The following is a 24,013-nucleotide window of genomic DNA, read 5'->3' on the forward strand; positions in this document are numbered from 1 at the left end:
GCCATCTCGTCCTCAAGCAGATCGCCGAGCATCGCGACGTGCGAGGGACCCTTGGGCGCTACCCAGCCATATTCGGTAAGATGACCTCGGATGGCATTGATCAGCTGGGTGCGCTGCCGCACCAGCAGGTCACGGGTCCGGAACACCAGGCTTGACGCCTGCTGCTCTTCGCTCTTGATCGCCACGAACCGCATGCTCGGGCGCTGGGCGGCCTCGCAAATCGCTTCCGCATCCGCCGCATCATTCTTGTTCCGCTTCACGAACGGCTTCACATACGCGGGCGGGATCAGCTTCACCTTGTATCCCAGCCGTGTCAGCTCTCGGCCCCAATGGTGCGCGCCCCCACAGGCTTCCAGCGCGACCGTACAACGCTGGTGCCCAGCAAAGAACTCCAGCAGCTTCCCTCGGCCGATCTTGCGGCTGAACAGTGCTCGCCCGCTCGCATCCGCGCCGTGCGCATGAAAAACATTCTTCGCGATATCCAATCCGATTATGCTAACTTCCAACACGGACGCCTCCTCTAGTGGTGTGATAACACCTCCACTATGGCACATCGATGCCGCCGGGGGCGTCCACCCCATCACCCCAAAGCAGACCCTCCGCAACACAGCACGCCGACATAGCTAGGCCGCCTTCCTTCCCCCTGCTACACCCCGCGCCATGTCACAGAAGAATCATCTCTATCTGGTCGATGGCTCCAGCTACATCTTCCGCGCCTATCATCGCCTGCCGCCGCTGACGAACCCGAACGGGGTGCCGGTAGGTGCGGTCTATGGCTACACCACGATGCTCTGGAAGCTCGCGAAGGATCTGCACGACGCGGACGGGCCGACGCACCTTGCGGTCATCCTCGATCATTCGAGCCAGTCGTTCCGCAACGAGATTTACGATCAGTATAAGGCGAACCGTCCCGAGCTGCCCGAGGATCTGCGCCCGCAATTCCCGCTGATCCGCGACGCGACGCGCGCCTTTTCGTTGCCCTGCATCGAAATGGAGGGATTCGAGGCCGACGATCTGATCGCCTCCTATGCCGAGGCCGCGGTGCGCGAAGGGTGGGACGTGACCATCGTCAGCAGCGACAAGGATCTGATGCAGTTGATCCGCGAACCCGCCGACGGACCGCATGTCGACATGCTCGACACGATGAAGAATGTCCGGCTGGGGATCGACGCGGTGCACGAGAAGTTCGGCGTCTCCCCCGACCTTGTCGGCGACGTGCTCGCGCTGATGGGCGACAGCGTCGACAATGTGCCCGGCGTGCGCGGGGTCGGACCCAAGACCGCGACCAAGCTGATCCAGGAATATGGCAATCTGACTGCGGCGCTCGACGGGGCCGAGACGATGAAGGCGTCGAAGCTGCGCGAAAATCTGATCGAGCATCGCGCGATGGCCGAACTGTCGCGCGTACTGGTCGATCTGAAGCGCGATTGCCCGCTGCCCGACACGCTCGAAAGCCTGAAGCTCGACGCGATTCCGCCGGCGCCGCTCAAGCTGTTTCTCGACGAACATGGCTTTCGCTCGCTTTCCGCCAAGCTCGACAATGGCGTCGCCCCCGGTGGGCCGCCCACGCTGCCGCGCGCCGGCGCCGCGCCCGCTGCGGCGGCGCCTACCGGCCCGACGACGCCGGTGCTGCCCGCCATGCCGGCGATCGACCGCGCGGCCTATGAATGCGTGACCGACCTCGACGCGCTCGACCGCTGGATCGCGGCGGCGAAGGCGGCGCATGTCGTTGCGATCGATACCGAAACGGCGAGCCTCGACAGCGTCACCGGCGCGCTTGTCGGCGTCAGCATGGCGATTGCGCCGGGGCAGGCCTGCTACATCCCGCTCGGCCATGGCGGCACCGACATGTTCGCCGAAAAGCCCGACCAGATTGCGATGGCGGACGCCGTCGCGCGGATCGGCGCGCTGTTCGCCGACGATGCGGTGCTGAAGGTCGGGCATAATCTGAAATATGATATCGGCGTGCTGGCCCAGCATGGCGTCCGCGTCGCGCCCTATGACGACACGCTGCTGATGAGCTTCGCGCTTGATGCGGGCCAACATGGTCACGGCCTCGACGAGTTGGCAAAGCTGCATCTCGACCATGTCTGCCTTTCGTTCAAGGAGGTGTGCGGCACCGGCAAATCGCAGATCAGTTTCGCCGAAGTCCCGCTCGCCCGCGCGACCGAATATGCCGCGGAGGATGCCGACGTCGCGCTGCGACTGTGGCGGCTGCTCAAGCTGCGCCTGCCGCTCGAAGGCGGCACCCGCGTCTACGAGATGGTCGACCGGCCGCTTGCCGGCGTCGTCGAGACGATGGAGCGCGCGGGCATCATGGTCGACCGCGATTATCTGGCGCGCCTGTCGGGCGAATTCGCGCAGGAAATGGCGCGGATGGAAACCGCGATCCATGCCGAGGCAGGACAGCCCTTTACCATCGGCAGTCCCAAGCAGCTCGGCGAGATATTGTTCGACAAGCTCGGCCTCAAGGGCGGGCGCAAGGGCAAGTCGGGCGACTGGTCGACCGACCAGAACGAGCTCGAACGGCTTGAACGCGACGGCGTGCCGATTGCGCGCATGATCCTCGAATGGCGGCAACTCGCCAAACTCAAGTCGACCTATACCGACGCGCTGCAACAACAGATCAATGCGAAGACCGGGCGCGTCCATACCAGCTACAGCCTCGTCGGCGCACAGACCGGGCGGCTGTCGTCGACCGATCCCAATTTGCAGAATATCCCGATCCGCAGCGAGATCGGCCGCCAGATTCGCGATGCCTTCATCGCCGCGCCGGGCCATGTGCTGATCGCCGCCGACTATAGCCAGATCGAACTGCGGCTGGCCGCGCATATGGCCGATGTCCCCGAACTCAAGGAGGCGTTCGCGCAGGGGCAGGACATTCACGCCGCGACCGCGATCGAACTGTTCGGCGAGGTCAATCGCGACACCCGCGCCAAGGCGAAGACGGTCAACTTCTCGATCCTCTACGGCATTTCGCGCTGGGGGCTTGCGGGCCGGCTCGAAATCACGCCCGACGAGGCGCAAGCGCTGATCAGCCGCTATTTCGAGCGTTTCCCCGGCATCTCCGATTATATTCAGGGCACGCTCGAGCGCGCGCGCGAGCGCGGCTATACCGAGACCTTGTTCGGCCGGAAAACCTGGTTTCCGCGCATCAAGGCGGCGAACCAGAACGAACGCCAGGGCAGCGAACGCGCGGCGATCAACGCGCCGATCCAGGGCACCAGCGCCGACCTCATCAAGCGCGCGATGACGCGCATGCCCGTAGCGCTCGCCGAGGCGGGGCTGGATGAGGTGAAGATGCTGCTCCAGGTCCATGACGAACTCGTCTTCGAGGCACCCGAGGACAAGGCCGAAGCCGCCGGCGCCGTGATCCGCCGCGTGATGGCCGCCGCCGCCGAACCGGTGCTGACGCTGTCGGTGCCGCTGGAGGTGGAGGTCGGAACGGGCAAGAGCTGGGGCGACGCGCATTGATCGCTGCGCTCCTGTTGTTCGCGGTGCAGGCAGCCGGTCCTGCAGCCGCAGCCCCGGGCGTCGAGACGGCGGCCCCGTCCCCCGTCGCCGATCAGGATCTGCGCGAATTTGCGGCGATCGACGGGCGCAAGGTGGCAGGGCGGCCGACCGGCGGGCCCTATACCAATCCCGACAAGATCCTGCTCCTTACGCGCGACGGCAAAGGCTATCCCGCGGTCATGGCGAGCCTTGCCTTTCCGGCGCGGCAGTCGCTGCCCGCGCCGCCGGCGGGGACGCTGGCGGTGGTGCGGCTGCACCAACGGATGGAAACGATCATTCCCGGACCGACTGCGGACGATCTGGCGTTCGTCGCCGCGAACCGGCTGCCGCTGTTCGTGATCGGCGAATGGGCGCGCCCGGCACCGATGTGGGAAGTGGCATGGGTCGATGGCGCGGTGCGCTTTCGCACCGTCGGCGACGTCGGCGAAATCGGCCCCTGGCAGGATTGAGACCGCACTGACCGCGCGATACGGGCGCCGAAACGCGCTTCGCCTGCGCCCGGCCGCGCGGGTTAAGGCTTGCGCGCCGCCGGGCGGAGCCTATGACAATTTGATGACAGGGCGCAGACATGTGATGGGGCCGGAAAAGGCGGACATCCAATGAGCAATGCGGACAAGCGCGCGCCGGTGGCAACGCGTATCCAGCAGAATATCCTCGCGCGTGGCGAGCGCCGCCTGCTCAACTGGCTATGCGCGCGTTTGCCCGCCTGGGTAACGCCCGACCAACTCACGCTGCTCGGCTTTGCGGGCGCCCTGATGGTCGCGGGCGGCTATCTGTTGAGCTGGCTCGGCAGCGGCTGGCTGGCGCTGTCGCTCGCCGGCTATGTCGTCAACTGGTTCGGCGACTCGCTCGACGGCAGCCTTGCTCGGTGGCGCAAGATCGAGCGGCCGACCTATGGGTATTTCGTCGACCATAGCGTCGATGCGATCGCGACCTTCCTGATGGTCGCAAGCATGGGGATGAGCCCTTTCCTGCGCTTCGACGTCGCGCTGCTGGGGGTTGTTGGATATTTTCTGCTGTCGATCCACACTTTCCTTGCGGCGAAGGTCGTCGGCGAATTTCGCCTTTCCTACCTTGCGGGCGGGCCGACCGAATTGCGGCTGATGCTGATGGCGTTGACGCTCGCGATGCCTGCGCTCGGCGACGAGCGCGTTCTGGGCAGCCATTTCTCGCCGCTCGACCTGTTCGGGCTCGGCGTGGCGAGCATTCTGGTGACGCTGTTCGTGATCCAGAGCCTGACGCTGGCGCGCACCCTGTCGCGCCGCGAACCCTGAGGCCGATCAGCCGCGGACGCGCGCCTGCGGGTAGGTGCCGAGCAGACGCAGCGTCTTGGTCTGGAAATCCAGTTCCTCCAGCGCGCGGTCGATATTTTCCTCGCCCGGCGCGCCGACGATATCGGCATAGAATTTGGTCGCGGCAAAGCTGCCGCCATCCTGATAGCTCTCGAGCTTCGTCATGTTGACGCCATTGGTCGCAAAGCCGCCCAGCGCCTTGTAGAGCGCGGCCGGAATATTCTTCACCTCGAAGATGAAGGTCGTCATCCGCGGCACATCGGCAGGCAGGTTGGCAAGCGGTTCGCGCGCCAGCACGACGAAGCGTGTCATATTGTGATCTGCATCCTCGATGCCCGATTCGTGCAGCGTCAGCCCGTACAAATCGGCGGCGTGCGGCGGCGCGACGGCAGCGAGCCCGACCTCGTCGCTGTCGGCAACCCAGGCCGCAGCGCCCGCCGTGTCGCTATGCGCGATCGGCGAGATATGGTGCGCACGCAGCCAGTGGCGACACTGTCCCAGCGCCTGCTCGTGGCTCATCGCGCGCGTGACGGGGCCGAGATTGCGACTCATCAACCCGTGGCGGATACGCAGAAAATGCTCGCCGACGATCGACAGACCGGATTCGGGCAACAGGAAATGAATGTCGGCGACGCGGCCGTGCAGGCTGTTTTCGATCGGAATGATCGCACGGTCGACGCGCCCGTCGCGGACCGCCTCGATCGCATCCTCGAAGCTGTAGCAGGGCAGCGGCAGCGCCTGCGGGTCAAATTCGCGCGCCGCAAGGTCGCTGTTCGCGCCGGGCGCGCCCTGAAAGGCCAGCCCCCGCGCGGGATCGGCGAGCGCCGCCGCCGTCATCGTGTCGACCAGTCTTTGTGCCGAAGCCGAATAGCTGCCCATGAACGCCTTCCAGAAAACCGCGCCGCGGCGCATAGCGGCCCCGCGATGCGGAAGCAACCGAACGTGCGCATGCCGCCGGGACATTTCATCCCCTTGCGCCCCCGCCCATGCCCAAGTAAGGGAGCGTCCAAATCAATAGATGCGCCCGGGGTGGGCGCCAGCGAACGGGGCCTGACATGGACGACCGCAACAATACTATCGCCGGCTGGGCTCTCTTCGCCGGTATCTGCGCGCTGGGCCTGACGATCGGCACCGGCATGCTGGGTGCGAGCCATGCCCCTGAAAAGCCCGGATTTCCTATCGAAGACGCCGAAGCCGGTGGCGGCGGCGGCGCGGCGGCGGTGCCGCTGCCCAACCTGCTCGCGGCGGCAGATCCGGCGAAGGGCGAGGCGGTGTTCGCAAAATGCGGCGCCTGCCACACGATCAATCAGGGCGGCGCCAATGGCATCGGCCCCAATCTTTACGGCACGATGGGTGAAGCCATCGGCCAGGGCAAGGGCGGCTTCGCCTTCTCCGACGCGCTCAAGAGCGTCGGCGGCAACTGGGACTTCGAAAAGATGGACCATTGGCTGACCAGCCCGCGCAAGTTCGCGCCAGGCACGAAAATGTCGTTCGCCGGCCTGTCGAGCCCCGAAGACCGCGCCAACCTGATCGTCTATCTGAACGCGCAAGGTTCGAACCTGCCGCTGCCCGCGCCCGAAGCGGCGCCGGCTGCCGATGCCGCCGCTCCGGCAGAGGGCAAGGATGGCGCCGCACCGGCGGCCGAAGGCGACAAGGCCGCCGCACCGGCCGAAGGCGCGGCTGCCGCGCCCGCCGAAGCCAAGAAATAATGCGTCGCGCGCCCGTCCTTCTGGCGGGCGTTCTGGCGCTCGCCGGCTGCGGCAAGGCCGCACCGCCGGCGGACACGGCGGCGAGCAATGCGCCAGCAGCGGCCGAAACCGCGGCTCCGACGACGCCCGCCGTCGCGCCGACGGCGGCGATGGGCGAACAGATTTTCAAGCGCTGCGCCGCCTGCCACACGATCGACAAGGATGGCCCGAACGGTATCGGCCCGAACCTGCACGGCATCGTCGGCCGCCCGGTCGCGTCGCATCCGGGCTTTGCCTATTCGGGCGCGATGAAGGCAAAGGGCGGCGTCTGGGACGCCGCCGCACTCGATATCTATCTTGCCGATCCGATGAAGACCGTCCCCGGCACGCGCATGGCCTTTGCCGGGGTCATCGACGCTGCCGATCGCCAGGCGCTGATCCTCTACCTCGAAGACCAGTCGAAATAGCCCGCTCCGTCCGGCGTTCGTTGCCCAGGGGCCAAGCCCTTGGGGTTCCTGGCCCTAGTGATGATCGGCGTTGGCGTAGAAGCTCTGGATGACGTCCCAGGCCTCTTCGGCATGTTCGACGAAGGTGAAGAGCTTGAGGTCGCGGGCGCTGATCACGCCCTCTTCGACCAGCGCCTCGAAATCGACGACGCGGTTCCAGAACTGCTTGCCGAACAGCACGATCGGGATCGGCTTGATCTTGCCGGTCTGGATCAGCGTCAGCAGCTCGAACATTTCGTCGAAGGTGCCGAAACCGCCGGGAAAGACCGCGACGGCGCGCGCGCGCAGCAGGAAGTGCATCTTGCGAAGCGCGAAATAGTGGAATTGGAAGCTCAGCGACGGGGTGACATAGCGGTTCGGCGCCTGTTCGTGCGGCAACACGATGTTGAGCCCGATCGATTCGCGCCCTTCGTCGGCCGCGCCGCGATTGGCGGCTTCCATGATCGAGGGCCCGCCGCCCGAACAGACGACGAAATTGCGATCGCCATTGGCATCGACGGGAACCTGGCTCGCCAACCGCGCCAGCTTGCGCGCTTCGTCATAATAGCGCGCCTTGGCCTTCAGACGCCGCGCGATATTGCGCGACGCATCGTCGGTTGCCGCGGCTTCGAGGCCATCGGCCTGATCGGGTTCGGGAATACGCGCCGAGCCATAGATGACGAGCGTCGATTCGATCTTCGCTTCGTCGAGGAGCAGTTCGGGCTTGAGCAGTTCGAGCTGAAACCGCACCGGACGCAAGTCTTCGCGCAACAGGAAGTCGGTGTCCTGAAATGCGAGCTTATAGGCTTCGCTTGCGGTCTGCGGGGTCGAGGTCGCCTGCTGGGCGAATTGTGCGTCGTCTTTGGCTTTGTGAAAACGCGAACGATGGGTCTGTTTATCTTTTGTCATTAGCGGACGGCTAGCCGCTTCGTATGACTTTGCCAAGACGCCCGCGCGCGGGCTTGGTCAGCGGCAGAAGCCGTTGCCGCTCATGTCCATGTGGAAATGATTGTAATGCGCGGCATTATAGTCGGGGCTGAGCACCGTGCCGAAGCGGCGGCATGCCGAGCTGTGCAGTGCGCGCAGAAAATCCTGCGACGCCCGGTCGCCCTTCCATCCGCCGTCGAGCATGATCCGGCGTCCGTCGGCAAGGACGAAACCCGACACGTCGATCGCATTGGAATAGGCGTGCTGCGACAGGCGGCCCGACCGGCCGCCATAGATGTTGCGGCAGCTGTAGGTGCCGAAGGTTTCGATCTTCACCACCTCCTGCCCGAAGAATTTGCGCGCCGCGGGGCGGACGGCATATTGCGCCCAGGCGGCAAAATTCTTTGCCAGCGGACAGGTCATCGGGCCGAGGTTCGTCACCGGGGTTCCGATGTCGAGCAGCTTGACCGAATCGATCGAGGTACAGCCGCCGCCATGATCCTGATCGGGCAGCGGCGTGAAACGCACCCCCGCCTGTTTGAGATCGAAGGCGCATTGCTGCGCCTCGGGGCTGCTGAAGGATGCGGCGCCGATCGTCTGCGGCCGCTGCTGCTTGGTCGCGGCGGGTCGTTTGGCATCGCTCCGCTTCATCACGTCGGGGGTGCTGAAACAGGCCGAGAGCGCCAGCGCCGCGGTTGCGGCGACCAGGATCCGGGGCTTCAGGAACGGCGAGATCGGCATGGCGTCAATTTACCGACATCTTGGTTAACAGGGCGTAAAGCTTTGGCGCGGCTTGCCGGAAATTTCGCACGTCCCGCGCATTTTGTTTGACAGTTGCGCGCACCGGCTTAAACGCGGCGCCGGGCCACGCGGTCCCAACGCCGCGCGAGCTCTCTGCAAGGAGAGTCTGACATGACTGAAGTGCGTAAACCGCAGGCACGGCCTGCGCGTCCTTATTTTTCCTCCGGTCCGTGCGCGAAGCCGCCGGTCTGGTCCCCCGAAAAACTCAACACCGAATCGCTCGGCCGTTCGCATCGTGCGAAGATCGGCAAGACGCGCCTCCAATATTGCATCGACCTGATGCGCGAGATGCTGCGCCTGCCCGATACGCACCGCATCGGCATCGTGCCGGGATCGGACACCGGCGCCTTTGAAATGGCGATGTGGACGATGCTGGGCGCCCGCCCCGTGACGGCGCTGGCCTGGGAGAGCTTCGGTGAAGGTTGGGTCACCGATGTCGCCAAGCAGCTCAAGCTCGATCCCACGGTGATCCGCGCCGATTACGGCAAGCTTCCCGATTTGGACCAGGTCGACTGGTCGAACGACGTGCTCTTCACCTGGAACGGCACCACCAGCGGCGTTCGCGTTCCCAACGGCGACTGGATTCCGGCAGACCGCGAGGGGCTGAGCTTCGCCGATGCGACCAGCGCGGTGTTCGCCTATGACCTGCCGTGGGACAAGATCGACGTTGCGACCTTCAGCTGGCAGAAAGTGCTCGGCGGCGAAGGCGGGCATGGCGTGCTGATCCTAGGTCCGCGCGCGGTCGAACGGCTCGAAAGCCATACGCCGGCCTGGCCGCTGCCCAAGGTGTTCCGCCTGATGTCGAAGGGCGCGCTTGCCGAAGGCGTGTTCAAGGGCGAGACGATCAACACCCCCTCGATGCTCGCGGTCGAAGACGCGATCTTTGCGCTCGAATGGGCGAAGTCGCTGGGCGGCCTCGACGGGCTGAAGGCGCGCAGCGAGGCGAACGCCGCGGCGCTCGACAAGATCGTCGCCGAACGCGAATGGCTGAGCCATCTCGCCGCCGATCCCGCCAGCCGATCGAAGACGTCGGTGTGCCTGTCGGTCGCTGGGGCCGACGCGGATCTCATCAAGAAATTCGCCGGGCTGCTCGAAGCCGAGGGCGCGGCCTATGACATTGCCGGCTATCGCGATGCCCCGCCGGGGCTGCGCATCTGGTGCGGCGCGACGGTCGACACCGCCGATATCGAAGCGCTCGGGCCCTGGCTCGACTGGGCTTACGCCTCACTCAAGGCCTGACGCCTCCCCTCTTCCGTTTGCCCTGAGCTTGTCGAAGGGCCGCTCTTATTTTCCGACGCCCAAGAGAAGAACTGTCCTTCGACAAGCTCAGGACGAACGGAGTTTTGAAAGCTACCGAAATGACCGCACCCAAAGTTCTGATTTCCGACAAGATGGATCCCAAAGCCGCCGCGATCTTCAAGGAACGCGGCATCGACGTCGATGTCATCACCGGCAAGACGAAGGACGAGCTGATCGCGATGATCGGCGCCTATGACGGCCTTGCGATCCGCTCGGCCACCAAGGTCACCGCCGACGTCCTCGCCGCCGCGACGAACCTGAAGGTCGTCGGCCGCGCCGGGATCGGCGTCGACAATGTCGACATTCCCGAGGCGTCGAAGAAGGGCGTCGTCGTGATGAACACGCCCTTTGGCAACAGCATCACCACGGCCGAACATGCGATCGCGATGATGTTCGCGCTCGCGCGCCAGATTCCCGAGGCCAATGCGCTGACGCAAGCAGGCAAATGGCCGAAGAACGACTTCATGGGGGTCGAACTGACGTCGAAGACGCTGGGCCTGATCGGCTGCGGCAATATCGGCAGCATCGTCGCCGAGCGCGCGCTGGGGCTGCGCATGAAGGTCGTCGCCTTCGATCCGTTCCTGACCCCCGAGCGCGCAATAGAGCTCGGCGTCGAAAAGGCCGATCTCGACACGCTGCTCGCCAAGGCGGATTTCATCACGCTGCACACGCCGCTGACCGACCAGACGCGCAACATCCTGTCGAAGGAAAATCTTGCGAAGACCAAGCAGGGCGTGCGCATCATCAACTGCGCGCGCGGCGGCCTGATCGACGAGGCGGCGCTGAAGGACGCGCTCGACAGCGGCCATGTCGCGGGCGCGGCGCTCGACGTGTTCCAGACCGAACCGCCGGCCGCCGATCATCCGCTGTTCGGCACGCCGAACTTCATCTGCACGCCGCACCTCGGCGCATCGACCGACGAAGCGCAGGTCAATGTCGCCATCCAGGTGGCTGAGCAGCTTTCCGATTATCTGCTCACCGGCGGCATCACCAACGCGCTCAACGTGCCCAGCCTGTCGGCCGAGGAGGCGCCGAAGCTGCGCCCCTATATGAGCCTCGCCGAAAAGCTGGGCAGTCTGGTAGGGCAGCTCGCGCACGACAACCTCACCACCATCTCGATCGAGGTCGAGGGGGCGGCGGCCGAGCTTAACCTGAAGCCGATCACCGCCGCGGTCCTGACCGGGCTGATGCGCCGTTATTCGGACAGCGTGAACATGGTCAACGCGCCGCATCTTGCCCGCGAACGCGGCCTCGACGTGCGCGAAGTGCGCCATGATCGCGAGGGCGATTATCACACCCTCGTCCGCGTCACCGTCGCAACCGAAGCCGGCGACCGTTCGGTCGCGGGGACGCTGTTCGGCAACAACGAACCGCGTCTCGTCGAAATGTTCGGCATCAAGGTCGAGGCCGATCTCGACGGCGACATGCTCTATATCGTCAACGAGGACGCGCCCGGCTTCATCGGTCGCATCGGCAGCACGCTGGGCGATGCGGGTCTGAACATCGGCACCTTCCACCTCGGCCGCCGCGCCGCGGGGGGCGAGGCGGTGCTGCTGCTCAGCCTCGACTCGGCCATGCCCGAACCTTTGTTGTGGCAGGTCTGCCAGCTGCCCGGCGTCAAGATGGTGAAGGGACTGAAGTTCTAAGGCTCCTTTCCCTTGACCGGTTCGCGCCGGGCCGACGCCGGGATGCCTCACAGGCTCTCTCCCCTCTGGTATGTCGGTCCGGCCCGGCGCGAACGCCGTCATGCGCGGCGTTGAAACCTTATCGCTGCCAGCCTAAGGCCCAATGATGACCAAGGCCCCTGCCCTGCTGCCCGAAGGCCTTCGCGACCGCCTGCCCGCGCAAGCCGAGGCCGCGTCGCGCGTCACCCGCGCGCTCGTCGATGCGATGCGCGCGCATGGTTATGGCCGCGTTGCGCCGCCGCTCGCCGAATTTCGCGAAACGCTGGGCGGCAATGACGAACGCGCCGCGCGCGATCTGCTCCGTTTCACCGACCCCGTGTCACAGCGCACGCTCGCGCTGCGCCCCGACATCACGCGGCAGGTCGGTCGCATCGCGACCTCCTTGCTCGCGCATGCGCCGCGGCCGCTGCGCCTGTGCTACGCCGGCCAGGTGGTCAAGCTGCGCGCGAGCCAGCTCCGCCCGGCGCGCGAAATGCTGCAGGTCGGCGCCGAACTGATCGGCAGCGACAGCGTCGCAGCCGCGCGCGAGATTGTCTCGGTCGCGATCGACGCGCTCGACGCGGCGGGCATCGGCCGGGTTACGATCGACTTCACCCTGCCCGATGTCGTCGACTTGCTCGCCGCCGGTCCGCTGCCCATTACAGCCGATCTGCAGATGCTGCGTGACGAACTCGACGCAAAGGATGCCGGTGCGCTCGCGCGCATCGGAGCCGAAGCCTATTTGCCGTTGCTGCGTGCGACGGGGCCTTTCGACCGTGCGATCGCCGATCTGCGCGCGTTCGACACCGCGGGCGTACTCACCAGTCGTATCGACGCGCTGGAAGAAATCGCGGCGCCGATCCGCGGCCGCGCCGATCTGACCCTCGATCCGACCGAACGTCACGGCTTTGCCTATCAAAGCTGGTTCGGCTTCCAGATCTTCGTCCCCGGCCAGGGCGACGCAATCGGCCGCGGCGGCGGTTATGCGATCCCGGTCGGCGACGATCAAGAAGAACCCGCGGTGGGCTTTTCGCTCTACCCCGACCCGTTGATCGACGAAGGATTGGGCGTCGAGCGTGACAGCGAACGGCGGATATTCCTGCCGCTCGGCCACGATCCGGCACTCGCGGCCAGCCTGCGCGCCGACGGATGGCAAACGGTCGCAGCGCTCACCGATGCCGACGAAGCGGCGCGGCTCGGCTGCGGCTTCACGCTCGGCCCCGAAGGGCCAGTTGCCGCTTAAAAATCCGAAACGCCGAAACGCGGAATCCCCTGGTTGACGCCCGGCGGGTCGAGCACGGTCACGTCGAGTTCGACCGGCGCGCCGATCCAGTGCGCAAGGCTGGTGTGATCGGCGAGATCGTCGTCAGTGAGCGGGTGAACGAGCGCGCGCAGCCCCGTCGCCTCGATCGCCTCCACGACGGCGGCGCGATGGCGCGCGAGGAAATGCACCTCATATTGCGCGATCGGATGCGGCCCGGCCGCGCCATCGGTCATCGCCCCGACAAACAGGATTGCAGGATCGGCACCAAAGGCGTCGCGCAAGGTCGCCGCTGCTGGCCGATCGGCAGGGTCATAATAGATATGCGCGTGATAGGGTGCGTCGGGATCGGTCATTGGCGCCTCTTTGGCGGGCATCGGCTAGCCCGCAGTTCACCGGCCTTGCGAGAAACGGCTCCGCGCAGAGGCAACCCGCGACCGATAGCGGCCCCTTCTCCCCTCGTCATCCCGGACTTGATCCGGGATGACGAAATGTTGGAAGGCGTGGTTTGAGACAGGGGCCAAGGCGGTTGGTCGCCCCTCAGAAACTATCGCCCGAATACCCGCTTCAGCCACGCATCGACCGTCGCGGTCGCCGCGTAGGACGGATCGCCGAGGCGGCGGTTGATCTCGGCATGGCCCTTCAATCCTTCGCCCGGAAAGCTGCCGAACGCGACGCGGCTGCCGCCGGCCTCGAGCGCGGCGCCGAGCGCCCTGGCCTGGCGCACGCCGTCGGGCCGCTGGACGTGCAGCAGCAGAAAGGCGGGGGCATTGGGCGCCGCCGCCTGCGCCGTCGGCGACAGCGCGCGTTGGCGCGCCGGATCGGTGCCGAAGGCCTGCGTATAGGTCGACTGCATGATTTGCGGCCCGTCCTTCATCTGCGCCGCCACGTCATAGGCCGCCCCGTCGATCGGTATGACACCCGCAATATCAGCAAAGGACAGGCCGGCGCCTTTCAGATAGCGCGGGTCGGTGCCGACCAGCGCGACCAGATGCGCGCCCGCGCTGTGCCCCATCAGCACGATGCGATGCCGGTTGACGCCCAATGCGTCGGCGCGCTCGACGATCGCCCGCACCGCCGCGGTGACATCGGCAGCCTGCTCCTCGACCGTCGCGGCGGGGACAAGGCGGTAGTTGATCGACGCAAAGGCGTAGCCCTCGGCGGGATAATGTTCGGGTTTGAAATGACCGGTCGCATTGTCCTTGTCGCCGCGCTTCCAGCCGCCGCCATGCACGAAGACGATCAGCGGCGCCGGACCGGCCGCGCCCTTTGCGCGCCATATGTCGAGCGTCTGGAGCGGATCGCGGCCATAGGCGATCGTTTCGCTGCCCGCGACCTTTGCCCCGGCATCGGCGCCCATGCGCTCCGCCATGCGTTCGGCAATCCGCTCGCGCAGCCGTTCCCGCGCCTCGGCGAGGGGGCCCGGCACCATCAGGCTCGCCACGACAAACGCCGCCATGGCGGCCCATCCGGTCGAAAATCGCCGCGTCATCATCGCCTCCGTCTTCATGCTGTCCGTCCTGTCACTAGCCTGCAATTGTCGCGAGGATGTGACCGCGCACCGCGATGTTATGACAAGATGTAACAGCCGTGATCGGCGCGGCACGGCACGATTTTACGGCCTTCGCCCTTGCCTCGACAGCCAAATCCGCTAAGGCCGCGCCGGGTCGAAAGGGCCCCGTTCAGCAGGACAGCGTCATGGCAAATGTTACCGTCATCGGGTCGCAGTGGGGCGACGAGGGCAAGGGCAAGATCGTCGACTGGCTCGCCAGCCGCGCCGACGCGGTCGTCCGCTTTCAGGGCGGCCATAACGCCGGTCACACGCTGGTCGTCGGCGAACAGGTCTACAAGCTGTCGCTGCTTCCGTCGGGCATCGTCACCGGCACCCTGTCGATCATCGGCAACGGCGTCGTGCTCGATCCCTGGGCGCTGAAAGACGAAATTGCCAAGCTGCGCGGCCAGGGCGTCGAGATCAACGCAGAGAATTTCGCGATCGCCGACAATTGCGCGCTGATCCTGCCCTTTCACCGCGACCTCGACGGCTTGCGCGAAACCGCGGCGGGCGCGGGCAAGATCGGCACGACGGGTCGCGGCATCGGTCCGGCTTATGAGGACAAGGTCGGCCGCCGCGCGCTACGCGTGTGCGACCTTGCGCATCTCGACAAGCTCGATCCGCAGATCGATCGCCTGACCGCGCATCACGACGCGCTGCGTGCCGGCTTCGGCGAGCCGCCGATCGATCGCGAACGATTGAAGGCCGACCTCACCGAGATTGCCGATTTCGTGCTCGAATATGCCCAGCCGGTGTGGAAGCGGCTGAAGAAGGTCCGCAAGGCGGGCGCACGCATCCTGTTCGAAGGCGCGCAGGGCGTCCTGCTCGACGTCGATCACGGCACCTATCCCTTCGTCACCAGCTCGAACACGGTCAGCGGCACTGCCGCCAGCGGCTCGGGCCTCGGCCCGTCGGCCGTCGGCTTCGTGCTCGGTATCGCCAAGGCCTATACGACCCGCGTCGGCAGCGGCCCCTTCCCCACCGAACTCGAGGACGAAACCGGCCAACGGCTCGGCGAACGCGGGCATGAATTCGGCACCGTCACCGGACGCAAGCGCCGCTGCGGCTGGTTCGACGCGGTATTGGTGCGTCAGAGCTGCGCGGTATCGGGCGTCACCGGCATCGCGCTGACCAAGCTCGACGTGCTCGACGGCTTCGACAAGGTGCGCATCTGCACCGGTTATCGTTTGCGCGGCAAGATCCTCGACTATTTCCCGGCGCACGCCGCCGATCAGGCCGAGGTCGAACCGATCTACGAAGAGATGGACGGCTGGAGCGAATCGACCGCAGGGGCGCGCAGCTATGCCGACCTGCCGGCGCAGGCAATCAAATATATCCAGCGCGTGCAGGAACTGATCGAAACCCCCATCGCGCTCGTATCGACGAGCCCCGAGCGCGAAGACACGATCCTGATCCGCGATCCGTTCAGCGACTGACGCCGCGACAAGCGGTCAGGCGTCGACGGACGCGCTGACCTCTGCATCGAGCGCCTGCGTCAGATCGGCGGCGATTTCGTCGGCCTCCTCGAGTCCCACCGACAGGCGCACGAGCCCGTCGGCGATCCCGTGCGCGCGCCGTTCTTCTGCAGTGTAGGTCGAATGGGTCATGCTCGCCGGATGCTGGATCAGGCTTTCGGCATCGCCGAGCGACACCGCGCGCTGGACAAGCGTCAGCCGGTTCATCATCGCCACGCCCGCGGCATAGCCGCCCTTCAGTTCAAAGGCGATCATGCCCCCGAAACCCGGCATCTGCCGCCGCGCGAGATCGTGCTGGGCGAAACGTGCCAGCCCCGGATAATGGACCGCAGCGACCGCCGGGTGATCGTTCAGCGCGGCCGCAATCGCCGCGGCCGACCGGCAATGTTCTGCCATGCGCAGCTTCAACGTCTTGAGCCCGCGCAGCACCAGCATGGCGTTGAAGGGCGCCATCACCGCGCCGGTCATGTCCTTGACCCCGACCAGACGCACCTGCTGCATATCGGCGCCGGTGCCGAGCGCGATGCCGCCGACCAGATCGCCATGCCCGCCCAGATATTTGGTCGCCGAATGCACCACGATGTCCGCGCCGAGCGTGATCGGCTGCGTCAGCACCGGGGTCGCATAGGTGTTGTCGACGACGGTGCGCGCGCCATGGTCGCGCGCGATCGCCGACACCGCGGCGATATCGACCAGCCGCATGTTCGGATTGGCGGGGGTTTCGAAATAGACGATCTTCGTCGCGTCGGAGATGCAGGCTTCGAGATTGGCCGGATCGGTCAGATCGACATGGGTGACGCGGACGCCAAAGCGCGCAAGGCCGTGGCGCATGAACGCGAAGGTGCATCCGTACAGCGTCTGGTCGACGATGATTTCGTCGCCGGGCTTCAGAAAGGACCAGAAAACCGCCGTTATCGCGCCCATGCCCGACGCCGTCGCGACAGCGGCTTCCGCGCCTTCGAGCGCGGCCATCCGCCGTTCGAGCAGGTCCACCGTCGGATTGGCGATGCGGCTGTAGAAATAACCTTCGCGCTCGCCCGCGAAAATCTCGGCGCCCGCCTCGGCGGTTTCGAACACGAAGGTCGACGACAGATGCAGCGGCGGCACCAGCGCGCTGTCATTGGCCTTTGCGTCATAGCCGGCATGAATGGCGCGGGTCGCAAAACCCGAAAGCGGAAAGGACGACATGACGGGCGCGGCTCCTGCGGTGAACGAGCGCCGCTTGTATCAAAAGGCCGGTGGCAGGTGCTTCCAATATATGCCACTAGCAGCAAGTATATTGGAATATTCTGCCAAGGACTGCCCCATGGATCGCAAGGATCACCAGATCGTCCGCGCCTTGATGCACGACGGCCGACTGAGCAACCAGGATCTGGCCGCGGCGGTGAACCTGTCGCCGTCGCCCTGTCTGCGCCGGGTTCGTCTGCTCGAAGAGCGCGGCGTCATCACCGGCTATGCCGCGCTCGTCGATCAAAAGGCGATGGGTTATCCGATCACCGTCTTCGTCGGCATCCGGCTGAGCAAGCATGATCAGGCGACCGTGCAGGCGTTCGAGCGGGCGATCGGCGCCATCGACGATATTCTCGACTGCTTCCTGATGACGGGCGATATCGACTATCTGTTGCGTGTCGTCGCACCCGACCTCGATGGATACGAGCGTTTCGTGCGCGAACGGCTGCACGCGATCGACGGCATCGCGTCGATCGACACCAGCCTGGCCTACGGCGTCGTCAAGCAGAGCCGCGTGTTGCCGCTACCCGGCTGACGCCCCGCGCCCCGCCGCGGCGACGGCTTCGATTGCGGCAACGAAGCCCGCCGGGTCATCCTCCTGGATGAAATGCCCGCCTTTCAGCGTGCGGTGCGGCATGCCGGCCGTTCCGGGTACGCGGCCGAGGAACAGGGCATCGCCGCCGCGCGTGATCGGGTCGCCGTCCGAAAAGCAGCAGAGGAAGGGCTTGTCGAAGCGTTCGAGCGCGGCCCATGCGCGCTTCTGATCGGGCACCGCGACATTGTCGCCCAGCGGCACGAACGACGGATAGATGCGCGCCGCGACCTTCGACGCGCGCGTCGGAAAGGGTGCGTCATAGGCCGCGATTTCTTCGGCGCTGAGCGGGCGCTTCGTCCCAGCCTTGACGATCCGGCCGATCGGGAACAGCGGGCTGTAGCGCGAAAAGGCGCGCCAGATCGCAAAAGCGCGGGGCGCCGCCTGCCCCTCGGGCAGTCCGCCGTTCGACAGCGCGACACCCGCGAACCGTTCGGGCATTTCGGCAACGAGACGCAGCCCGATCAGCGAACCCCAATCCTGGCAGACGAGGATCATGTTCCGAAGGTCGAGCGCCTCGATCCAGGCGCGCATCCACGCGACCTGCTGCGCATAGCTGTACGCCGACCGGTCGAGCGGCTTGTCGGAGCGACCGAAGCCGATGAGGTCGGGCGCAACAGCCCGGAAGCCCGCCCGCACCGCGGGGCCGATCATGTGGCGGTAGAGATAGCTCCACGTCGGCTCGCCGTGCAGCATCAGCACCGGCTGTGCATCGGCGGCGCCCTCGTCGACATAATGGACGCGCAGGCCGCCCGCGATCTCGGCATATCGCGGTGCGAAAGGCCAGTCGGTCAGGCCCGCAAAACAGTCGTCCGGTGTACGATAAACCCGCATAATCCCCCCCTTGGTCCCGATCACTCTAGAATTGACGCCCGGTGCGGCGCAAGACGCGCTTTCGTTCGGCGGCGCGGCGTGGCACGGTCGGGCGATGAGCCGCACCATCCTGGTCTTCTACGGAAGCTATCGCCGCGACCGGCAGGGCATCAAGCTTGCCCGCTGGATCGTCGATTCCCTTGCTACGCGCGGCGACCGCGCCGAACTGGTCGACGCGATGGCGGTGGCCCTGCCGATGCTCGACCGGCGGCACAGCGATTTCGCGGTGGACGAAGCCCCAGCCGCGATGGATGCACTTGCCGACCAGATCGCCGCGGCGGACGGCTTCGTCTTCGTGACCGGCGAATATAATGGCGGGCTGCAACCGGGCCTCAAGAATCTGGTCGATCATTATCTTCCCCAATTCGCCTGGCGCCCCGCCGCCATCGCATCTTATTCGGCGGGCCCCTTTGCCGGCATCCGCGCCGCGACCGCGTGGCGCACGACGCTTGGCGCGATGGGCATGGTGGTCACCGCGACCCCGCTCAGCCTCGCGCGCATCGGTGGTGCTTTCGATGCCGACGGCGGGCCTGCGGGCGAGGACGGCGAGCGGCTGGCACGGGCCTTTCCGCGCTTCGCCGACGACCTTGCCTGGTGGACCGACGCCGCGAAGGCGCAGCGCGAACAAGCGCCGCCGCCCTTCTAACCCGATTTGAGCTCCTTCCCGAGCCGCAGGCTGGCGCGCCAGAAGAAGAAGGCCGGGATCAGCCCGAGCCACGCCGCGCCATAGAGGACATAGCGGACGCTTTCGGTGCCGAGGGTGGGCTTGAGCTCTTCCGACGCCATGCCGAAAAGGAGCGGCCCAAGTCCGAGGCCGATCAGATTCTGCAGGAACAGCATCACCGCGCTGGCCATCGCGCGCGCCTCGGGCTGCACCAGCCCGTGGACGCAGGCGAAGGTCGGGCCGTAATAAGCGGCGTTGAGCACGGTCGGCACGAACAGCAGCGCGATCGCGACATGCCATTCGGTGACGGCGTAGCCCAGAAACAGGATCGGCGCCGCGACCGCCATGCCGATCGCCGGCGTGGTGAGCATGTGCCGGCGGTCGGTCTTGCCGAACCGGTCGGCGAAATAGCCGCCGAGCCAGGTTCCCAAAATACCCGCGAAGCCGAGCGCGACGCCCAGCAACAATCCGGTTTCGCCCGCGCTCAGCCCGTGCGACCGCTGGAACAGGATCAGCGCCCAGACGCCTTTGCCATAGCCCAGAAAGGCGGTGAAGGACGCCGCGATCGCGATGTAGACGAAGGCCCGGGTGCTGAACACTTCGCGCAGCGCCTCCCCGATCGACAGCGCGCCGCTCGCGCCCGTCGTCGCAGCGGCATCAGCGCCCCGCGCGCGTACCTCCTTGATGAACATCGGGACCATGAAGGCAAGCAGCAATCCCGGCACGCCGACGACCATGAACGCGACACGCCACCCCCACAAATCATTGACGATCCCGCCGACGATCAGGCCGAGGAGGCTGCCGATCGGAATGCCGAGCCCGTAAAAGGCAATGGCGGACGATCGTTTGGCGGGTTCGACGGCATCGGTAATGAGTGAGTGCGCCGCGGGCGTGCACCCCGCTTCGCCCACGCCGACGCCGATGCGGGCAAGCAGCAATTGCACGAAATTCTGCGCCATGCCGCACAGCACGGTCATCCCCGACCAGATCGCCAGCGACACCGAAATCAGCCCGACGCGATTGGTCGAGGGGCGGTCGGCATAACGCGCGATCGGCAAACCCAGGAAGGTGTAAAAGAGCGCGAACGCCAATCCGGTCATCAGGCCGATGTCGGAATCGGACAGTTTCAGATCGCGCGCGATCGGCTCGGCCAATATGTTGACGATCTGCCGATCGAGGAAGTTGAGGATATAGACGATCAAGAGCACCCATAGCATCGTGCGCGTTTTCGCGGCGACGCCGGTTGAGGCTTGCGACCCTGCACCAAGGGCAAGAGCTGGCTTTTCCGACATTTTTCTCTCCCGATGGAGGCGAAGGTGCAGACGCGGTCGCACCCTGTCAACGCCGCGGCGGCAGGGCGTAAAATGGCGCTTGCAATTGCCGTTACGGCTGCCAGCATTCAGACGATGCAAAAAATTTCCGCACTCGCCGCCGCCCTTGCCCTCGCAACCCCCGCCGCCGCGATGCCGCCGCCGCTTCCCGATGTTGCCGGCAAGGATGCCGCGACTCTGCAGGCGGAAATGACTGCGGGCGAAACGAGCAGCGAGGTCATTACCGCCGCCTATCTGGAGCGTATCCGGAATATCGATAAGGCCGGACCGACGCTCAACGCCGTGATCGCGGTGTTTCCCGACGCGATGATCGAGGCCTATCGGCTCGATCAGGAGCGCAAGGCGGGGCATGTGCGCGGCCCTCTCCACGGGATTCCGGTGCTACTGAAGGACAATATCGAGGCCGCGGGGCCGGTTGCGACGACCGCCGGTTCGCTGGCGCTGAAAGGCAATATCTCCGGCCGCGATGCGCCGCTGGTCGCGCGGCTGCGCGAAGGCGGCGCGGTGATCCTGGGCAAGACCAACCTTAGCGAATGGGCCAATATCCGGTCGAACGACGCGACCAGCGGCTGGAGCGCCGTCGGCGGGCTGACGCGCAATCCGCACGCGCTCGACCGAAACACATGCGGCTCGTCGGCGGGTAGCGGCGCCGCGGCGGCGGCCAGCCTTGCGCCGCTAACGATCGGGACCGAGACCGATGGATCGATCACCTGCCCTTCAGGCATGAACGGCGTGGTCGGCTTCAAACCGACCGTCGGCCTGGTGAGCCGCAGCCTTGTCGTCCCGATCAGCCACAGTCAGGATACGGCGGGACCGATGACATTGACGGTGCGCGACGCAGCCACGCTGTTGTCGGTGATGGCGGGCAGCGATCCCGCCGATCCGGCAACGACAGAGGCCGACGCGCACCGCCGTGACTTTGCCGCCGCGCTGTCGCCGGACGCGCTGCGCGGCAAGACGATTGGCGTGCTGCGCGATCGCATCGGTGGCCGCGCCGACATCGGCGCGCTGTTCGATGCCGCGCTCGACACGATGCGCGCCGCCGGTGCGACGATCGTCGAGATCAAGGATAGCCGTAGCGGCCTCGACGGCCTGGGCGATGCCGAGTTCGAGATATTGATGACCGAACTCAAGGCCGACATGGCCGCCTATCTGGCCGGACTGCCCGGGAAGGACGCGCCGCGCTCGCTCGCCGACCTGATCGCCTTCAACAAGGCGACGCCCGCCGAGATGCGCTGGTTCGACCAGGCACTGTTCGAACTTGCCGAAAGCAAAGGCGGCCTCGACAGCGAGCCCTATCGTGACGCCAAGGCCAAGGCGGCGCGGCTAGCCGGACCAGAAGGCATCGACCGGTTGCTGCGCGAAAGCGGTGCCGACCTGCTGGTTGGCGTGACCAATGGCCCCGCCTGGACCACCGATCTCGTCAACGGCGACCATTATACCGGCCCCGGCGTCAGCCAACTTCCCGCCGTCGCCGGCTATCCGCACCTCACCGTCCCGATGGGCGCGGTCGAAGGGCTGCCCCTCGGCCTCTCCTTCATCGGCACCAAATGGAGCGACGGCGATATTCTGGCGGCCGGATATGCCTATGAACAGGCAAGCCGCAAACGCGTAGCGCCAACCTATCGCGCCAGCGTTACGCCCTGACGCTAGTTACGCTCGAGATATTCGGTCGGGATCAATATGGCGTGCGTCGCGAGGCGCACTTCATAGAGGAACATGCCGAGCGAGAGCAGCAGGAACAGCATCGCCAGCACAAAGACCAGCGATACCGCGACGCCGAGATGGAAGCCCGCCGCATATTGCAGGAACAGCAGCGACACGAGGATGCACACCACCAGCCCGCCGCATACGGCGAACAGGATGGCGGTGTTGATGACGCGCATCCGGCGCGCGATCACGCGCAATTCTTCGACCAGCCGGCTATGTTCGACGCCCGTCGTCGTCGCGTGACGTTCGGTCAGCTTGCGCGACCGGTCGATGACGCGCGCGAGGCGGCCAGTGAAGACGTTGAGCAAATTGCCCATCGCGACGAGCAGGAACACCGGCGCGACGGACAATTGGATCGTCTGGGCGATTGTCGGCGCCCCTTCGAACATCGCGCCTATCCTGCCGCGACCGACGGCGTGTTGACACCATGCATCTGGAGGAATTTGCGAACGTTGCGCGCCGCCTGCCGAATGCGCTGTTCGTTTTCGACCATCGCGATGCGGACATAGCCCTCGCCATCCTCGCCATAGCCGACGCCGGGCGCAACCGCGACCTTGGCATGGGTCAGAAGCTGCTTGGAGAATTCGAGGCTGCCCATCTCCTTGAGCGCGGGCGGCAGCGGCGCCCAGGCGAACATCGACGCGGGTGGGCTCGGAATATCCCAGCCGGCGCGCGCGAAGCTTTCGACCATCACGTCGCGGCGCTTCTGGTAAAGCTCGCGGTTCTTCGCGACGATATCCTGCGGTCCGTTGAGCGCGGCGCAGGCCGCCGCCTGGATCGGCGTGAAGGCGCCGTAATCGAGATAGGATTTGACGCGCGTCATCGCCGCGATCAGCCGCTTGTTGCCGACCGCGAAACCCATGCGCCACCCGGCCATCGAATAGGTTTTCGACATGGAGGTGAATTCGATCGCGACATCCTTCGCGCCCGGCACCTGCAGGATCGAGGGGGTCGGATTGCCGTCGTAATAAAGCTCCGAATAGGCAAGGTCGCTCAAGACCCAGACCTTGTTTTCCTTCGCCCAGGCGACGAGCCGCTCGTAAAAGGCGAGGTCGACGGCTTCGGCGGTCGGGTTCGACGGATAGTTGACGACCAGGATCGACGGACGCGGCACGGTGAACGCCATCGCGCGGTCGAGCGCGCGCCAGTAATTTTCATCCGGCGTCGTCGGCACGCTGCGGATCGTCGCGCCGGCGATGATGAAGCCGAAGGTGTGGATCGGATAGCTGGGGTTCGGCGCCAGCACGACGTCGCCGGGGCCGGTGATCGCAGTCGCGAGGCTGGCAAGCCCTTCCTTCGACCCCATCGTCACCACGACTTCGCTCTCGGGATCGAGTTCGACGTTAAAGCGGCGGGCATAATAATTGGCCTGCGCGCGGCGAAGCCCCGGAATGCCCTTCGACTGCGAATAGCCGTGCGCGTCGGGTTTCTGCGCAACCTCGCACAGCTTGTCGATCACATGCTGCGGCGGCGGCAGGTCGGGGTTGCCCATTCCCAGGTCGATAATGTCCTCGCCCGCGGCACGCGCGGCCGCTCGCATCGCATTCACTTCAGCGATGACATAGGGCGGCAGGCGCTTGATGCGGTAGAATTCATCGTCGGACATGGGGAACTAGAACAACTCCTTTTCGTAAGCGTTTAGTCGGTCGAAACGCG

At 65.8% G+C, this 24,013-nt stretch carries 23 protein-coding genes; 12 read left to right on the forward strand and 11 right to left on the reverse strand.

The genetic code is table 11. The features are described 5' to 3' along the window. Nucleotides 1-509 (reverse strand): IS110 family transposase (locus P1IM2_RS18380; protein WP_186403425.1); only part of this gene is annotated, 509 nt, incomplete at its 3' end. A 151-nt stretch (nt 510-660) separates the two neighbouring features. On the opposite strand from P1IM2_RS18380, the gene polA reads away from it, so the two are divergent. The 3 genes from polA to P1IM2_RS18395 all read left to right on the forward strand — a co-directional run bounded on the left by polA (nt 661) and on the right by P1IM2_RS18395 (nt 4,787). Beyond that, a complete protein-coding gene (polA, locus tag P1IM2_RS18385) occupies nt 661-3,474 on the forward strand; it encodes a DNA polymerase I (protein WP_186403426.1) in 2,814 nt (937 codons plus the stop codon). After that, complete coding sequence (locus tag P1IM2_RS18390; protein WP_186403427.1) at nt 3,471-3,962, forward strand: hypothetical protein; 492 nt, start codon at nt 3,471-3,473, stop codon at nt 3,960-3,962. Before polA ends, P1IM2_RS18390 begins: the two co-directional genes overlap by 4 nt. Nucleotides 3,963-4,112: 150 nt before the next feature. Beyond that, nucleotides 4,113-4,787 carry a CDP-alcohol phosphatidyltransferase family protein gene (locus P1IM2_RS18395; protein ID WP_186403428.1) on the forward strand — a complete coding sequence of 225 codons (675 nt, stop codon included), beginning with the start codon at nt 4,113-4,115 and terminating at the stop codon, nt 4,785-4,787. 6 nt (nt 4,788-4,793) lie between these two features. On the opposite strand, the gene P1IM2_RS18400 is transcribed toward P1IM2_RS18395, so the two are convergent. Beyond that, the gene (locus P1IM2_RS18400; protein ID WP_186403476.1) at nt 4,794-5,684 is read right to left on the reverse strand and encodes a prephenate dehydratase; all 891 of its coding nucleotides are present in this window, start codon (nt 5,682-5,684) and stop codon (nt 4,794-4,796) included. Nucleotides 5,685-5,860: 176 nt separating this feature from the next. Between P1IM2_RS18400 and P1IM2_RS18405 the strand changes: the two genes are divergently transcribed. Beyond that, entirely contained in the window at nt 5,861-6,514 is a 654-nt protein-coding gene (locus P1IM2_RS18405) for a c-type cytochrome (protein ID WP_186403429.1), read from the forward strand. Continuing rightward, complete coding sequence (locus P1IM2_RS18410) at nt 6,514-6,960, forward strand: cytochrome c family protein (RefSeq protein WP_186403430.1); 447 nt, start codon at nt 6,514-6,516, stop codon at nt 6,958-6,960. The genes P1IM2_RS18405 and P1IM2_RS18410 overlap by 1 nt, the downstream gene beginning before the upstream one ends. A 54-nt stretch (nt 6,961-7,014) precedes the next feature. Here the strand turns inward: P1IM2_RS18410 and P1IM2_RS18415 are convergent, their stop codons facing one another. After that, on the reverse strand, nt 7,015-7,887 hold the full coding sequence (locus P1IM2_RS18415) for an LOG family protein (protein WP_003048961.1): 873 nt from the start codon (nt 7,885-7,887) through the stop codon (nt 7,015-7,017). A gap of 57 nt (nt 7,888-7,944) precedes the next feature. Further along, nucleotides 7,945-8,646 carry an extensin family protein gene (locus P1IM2_RS18420; protein ID WP_186403431.1) on the reverse strand — a complete coding sequence of 234 codons (702 nt, stop codon included), beginning with the start codon at nt 8,644-8,646 and terminating at the stop codon, nt 7,945-7,947. A 171-nt stretch (nt 8,647-8,817) separates the two neighbouring features. On the opposite strand from P1IM2_RS18420, the gene P1IM2_RS18425 reads away from it, so the two are divergent. The 3 genes from P1IM2_RS18425 to P1IM2_RS18435 all read left to right on the forward strand — a co-directional run bounded on the left by P1IM2_RS18425 (nt 8,818) and on the right by P1IM2_RS18435 (nt 12,912). After that, a complete protein-coding gene (locus P1IM2_RS18425) occupies nt 8,818-9,945 on the forward strand; it encodes a phosphoserine transaminase (protein ID WP_186403432.1) in 1,128 nt (375 codons plus the stop codon). A 119-nt stretch (nt 9,946-10,064) separates the two neighbouring features. Beyond that, a complete protein-coding gene (gene serA, locus P1IM2_RS18430; protein ID WP_003048955.1) occupies nt 10,065-11,651 on the forward strand; it encodes a phosphoglycerate dehydrogenase in 1,587 nt (528 codons plus the stop codon). A 145-nt stretch (nt 11,652-11,796) separates the two neighbouring features. After that, a complete protein-coding gene (locus tag P1IM2_RS18435; RefSeq protein WP_186403477.1) occupies nt 11,797-12,912 on the forward strand; it encodes an ATP phosphoribosyltransferase regulatory subunit in 1,116 nt (371 codons plus the stop codon). On the opposite strand, the gene P1IM2_RS18440 is transcribed toward P1IM2_RS18435, so the two are convergent. Both P1IM2_RS18440 and P1IM2_RS18445 read right to left on the reverse strand, forming a co-directional pair. Continuing rightward, nucleotides 12,909-13,286 (reverse strand): DOPA 4,5-dioxygenase family protein, encoded by a 378-nt coding sequence (locus P1IM2_RS18440; protein ID WP_186403433.1) that lies wholly within the window; start codon nt 13,284-13,286, stop codon nt 12,909-12,911. The two genes, P1IM2_RS18435 and P1IM2_RS18440, sit on opposite strands and share 4 nt — an antisense overlap. Nucleotides 13,287-13,477: 191 nt before the next feature. Next, the gene (locus P1IM2_RS18445; RefSeq protein ID WP_260834196.1) at nt 13,478-14,440 is read right to left on the reverse strand and encodes an alpha/beta hydrolase; all 963 of its coding nucleotides are present in this window, start codon (nt 14,438-14,440) and stop codon (nt 13,478-13,480) included. 188 nt (nt 14,441-14,628) lie between these two features. Between P1IM2_RS18445 and P1IM2_RS18450 the strand changes: the two genes are divergently transcribed. After that, the gene (locus P1IM2_RS18450) at nt 14,629-15,918 is read left to right on the forward strand and encodes an adenylosuccinate synthase (RefSeq protein WP_186403434.1); all 1,290 of its coding nucleotides are present in this window, start codon (nt 14,629-14,631) and stop codon (nt 15,916-15,918) included. Nucleotides 15,919-15,933: 15 nt separating this feature from the next. On the opposite strand, the gene P1IM2_RS18455 is transcribed toward P1IM2_RS18450, so the two are convergent. Next, entirely contained in the window at nt 15,934-17,145 is a 1,212-nt protein-coding gene (locus P1IM2_RS18455; RefSeq protein WP_186403435.1) for a methionine gamma-lyase, read from the reverse strand. Nucleotides 17,146-17,263: 118 nt separating this feature from the next. Here P1IM2_RS18455 and P1IM2_RS18460 point away from each other — a divergent pair, with 118 nt between their 5' ends. Next, a complete protein-coding gene (locus tag P1IM2_RS18460; protein WP_003048946.1) occupies nt 17,264-17,722 on the forward strand; it encodes an Lrp/AsnC family transcriptional regulator in 459 nt (152 codons plus the stop codon). Here P1IM2_RS18460 and P1IM2_RS18465 read toward each other — a convergent pair. Beyond that, nucleotides 17,711-18,613: a haloalkane dehalogenase gene (locus P1IM2_RS18465; RefSeq protein ID WP_186403436.1), complete on the reverse strand. Its 903-nt coding sequence runs from the start codon at nt 18,611-18,613 to the stop codon at nt 17,711-17,713. The genes P1IM2_RS18460 and P1IM2_RS18465 overlap by 12 nt on opposite strands. A 94-nt stretch (nt 18,614-18,707) precedes the next feature. Here P1IM2_RS18465 and P1IM2_RS18470 point away from each other — a divergent pair, with 94 nt between their 5' ends. Then, a complete protein-coding gene (locus P1IM2_RS18470) occupies nt 18,708-19,298 on the forward strand; it encodes an NADPH-dependent FMN reductase (RefSeq protein WP_186403437.1) in 591 nt (196 codons plus the stop codon). Here the strand turns inward: P1IM2_RS18470 and P1IM2_RS18475 are convergent. After that, nucleotides 19,295-20,608 carry a spinster family MFS transporter gene (locus P1IM2_RS18475; RefSeq protein WP_409574546.1) on the reverse strand — a complete coding sequence of 438 codons (1,314 nt, stop codon included), beginning with the start codon at nt 20,606-20,608 and terminating at the stop codon, nt 19,295-19,297. The two genes, P1IM2_RS18470 and P1IM2_RS18475, sit on opposite strands and share 4 nt — an antisense overlap. A gap of 114 nt (nt 20,609-20,722) precedes the next feature. On the opposite strand from P1IM2_RS18475, the gene P1IM2_RS18480 reads away from it, so the two are divergent. Next, nucleotides 20,723-22,294, forward strand: a complete 1,572-nt coding sequence (locus P1IM2_RS18480) for an amidase (protein ID WP_260834197.1) — start codon at nt 20,723-20,725, stop codon at nt 22,292-22,294. A gap of 2 nt (nt 22,295-22,296) precedes the next feature. On the opposite strand, the gene P1IM2_RS18485 is transcribed toward P1IM2_RS18480, so the two are convergent. Next, complete coding sequence (locus tag P1IM2_RS18485) at nt 22,297-22,746, reverse strand: DUF2721 domain-containing protein (protein WP_003048937.1); 450 nt, start codon at nt 22,744-22,746, stop codon at nt 22,297-22,299. Nucleotides 22,747-22,751: 5 nt separating this feature from the next. Next, a complete protein-coding gene (locus P1IM2_RS18490) occupies nt 22,752-23,963 on the reverse strand; it encodes an LL-diaminopimelate aminotransferase (RefSeq protein WP_058812797.1) in 1,212 nt (403 codons plus the stop codon). Between the last annotated feature and the right edge of the window lie 50 nt (nt 23,964-24,013).

Origin of the sequence: Sphingopyxis sp. P1IMeth2, assembly GCF_900185685.1 — a bacterium.
Classification (GTDB): domain Bacteria; phylum Pseudomonadota; class Alphaproteobacteria; order Sphingomonadales; family Sphingomonadaceae; genus Sphingopyxis; species Sphingopyxis terrae_A.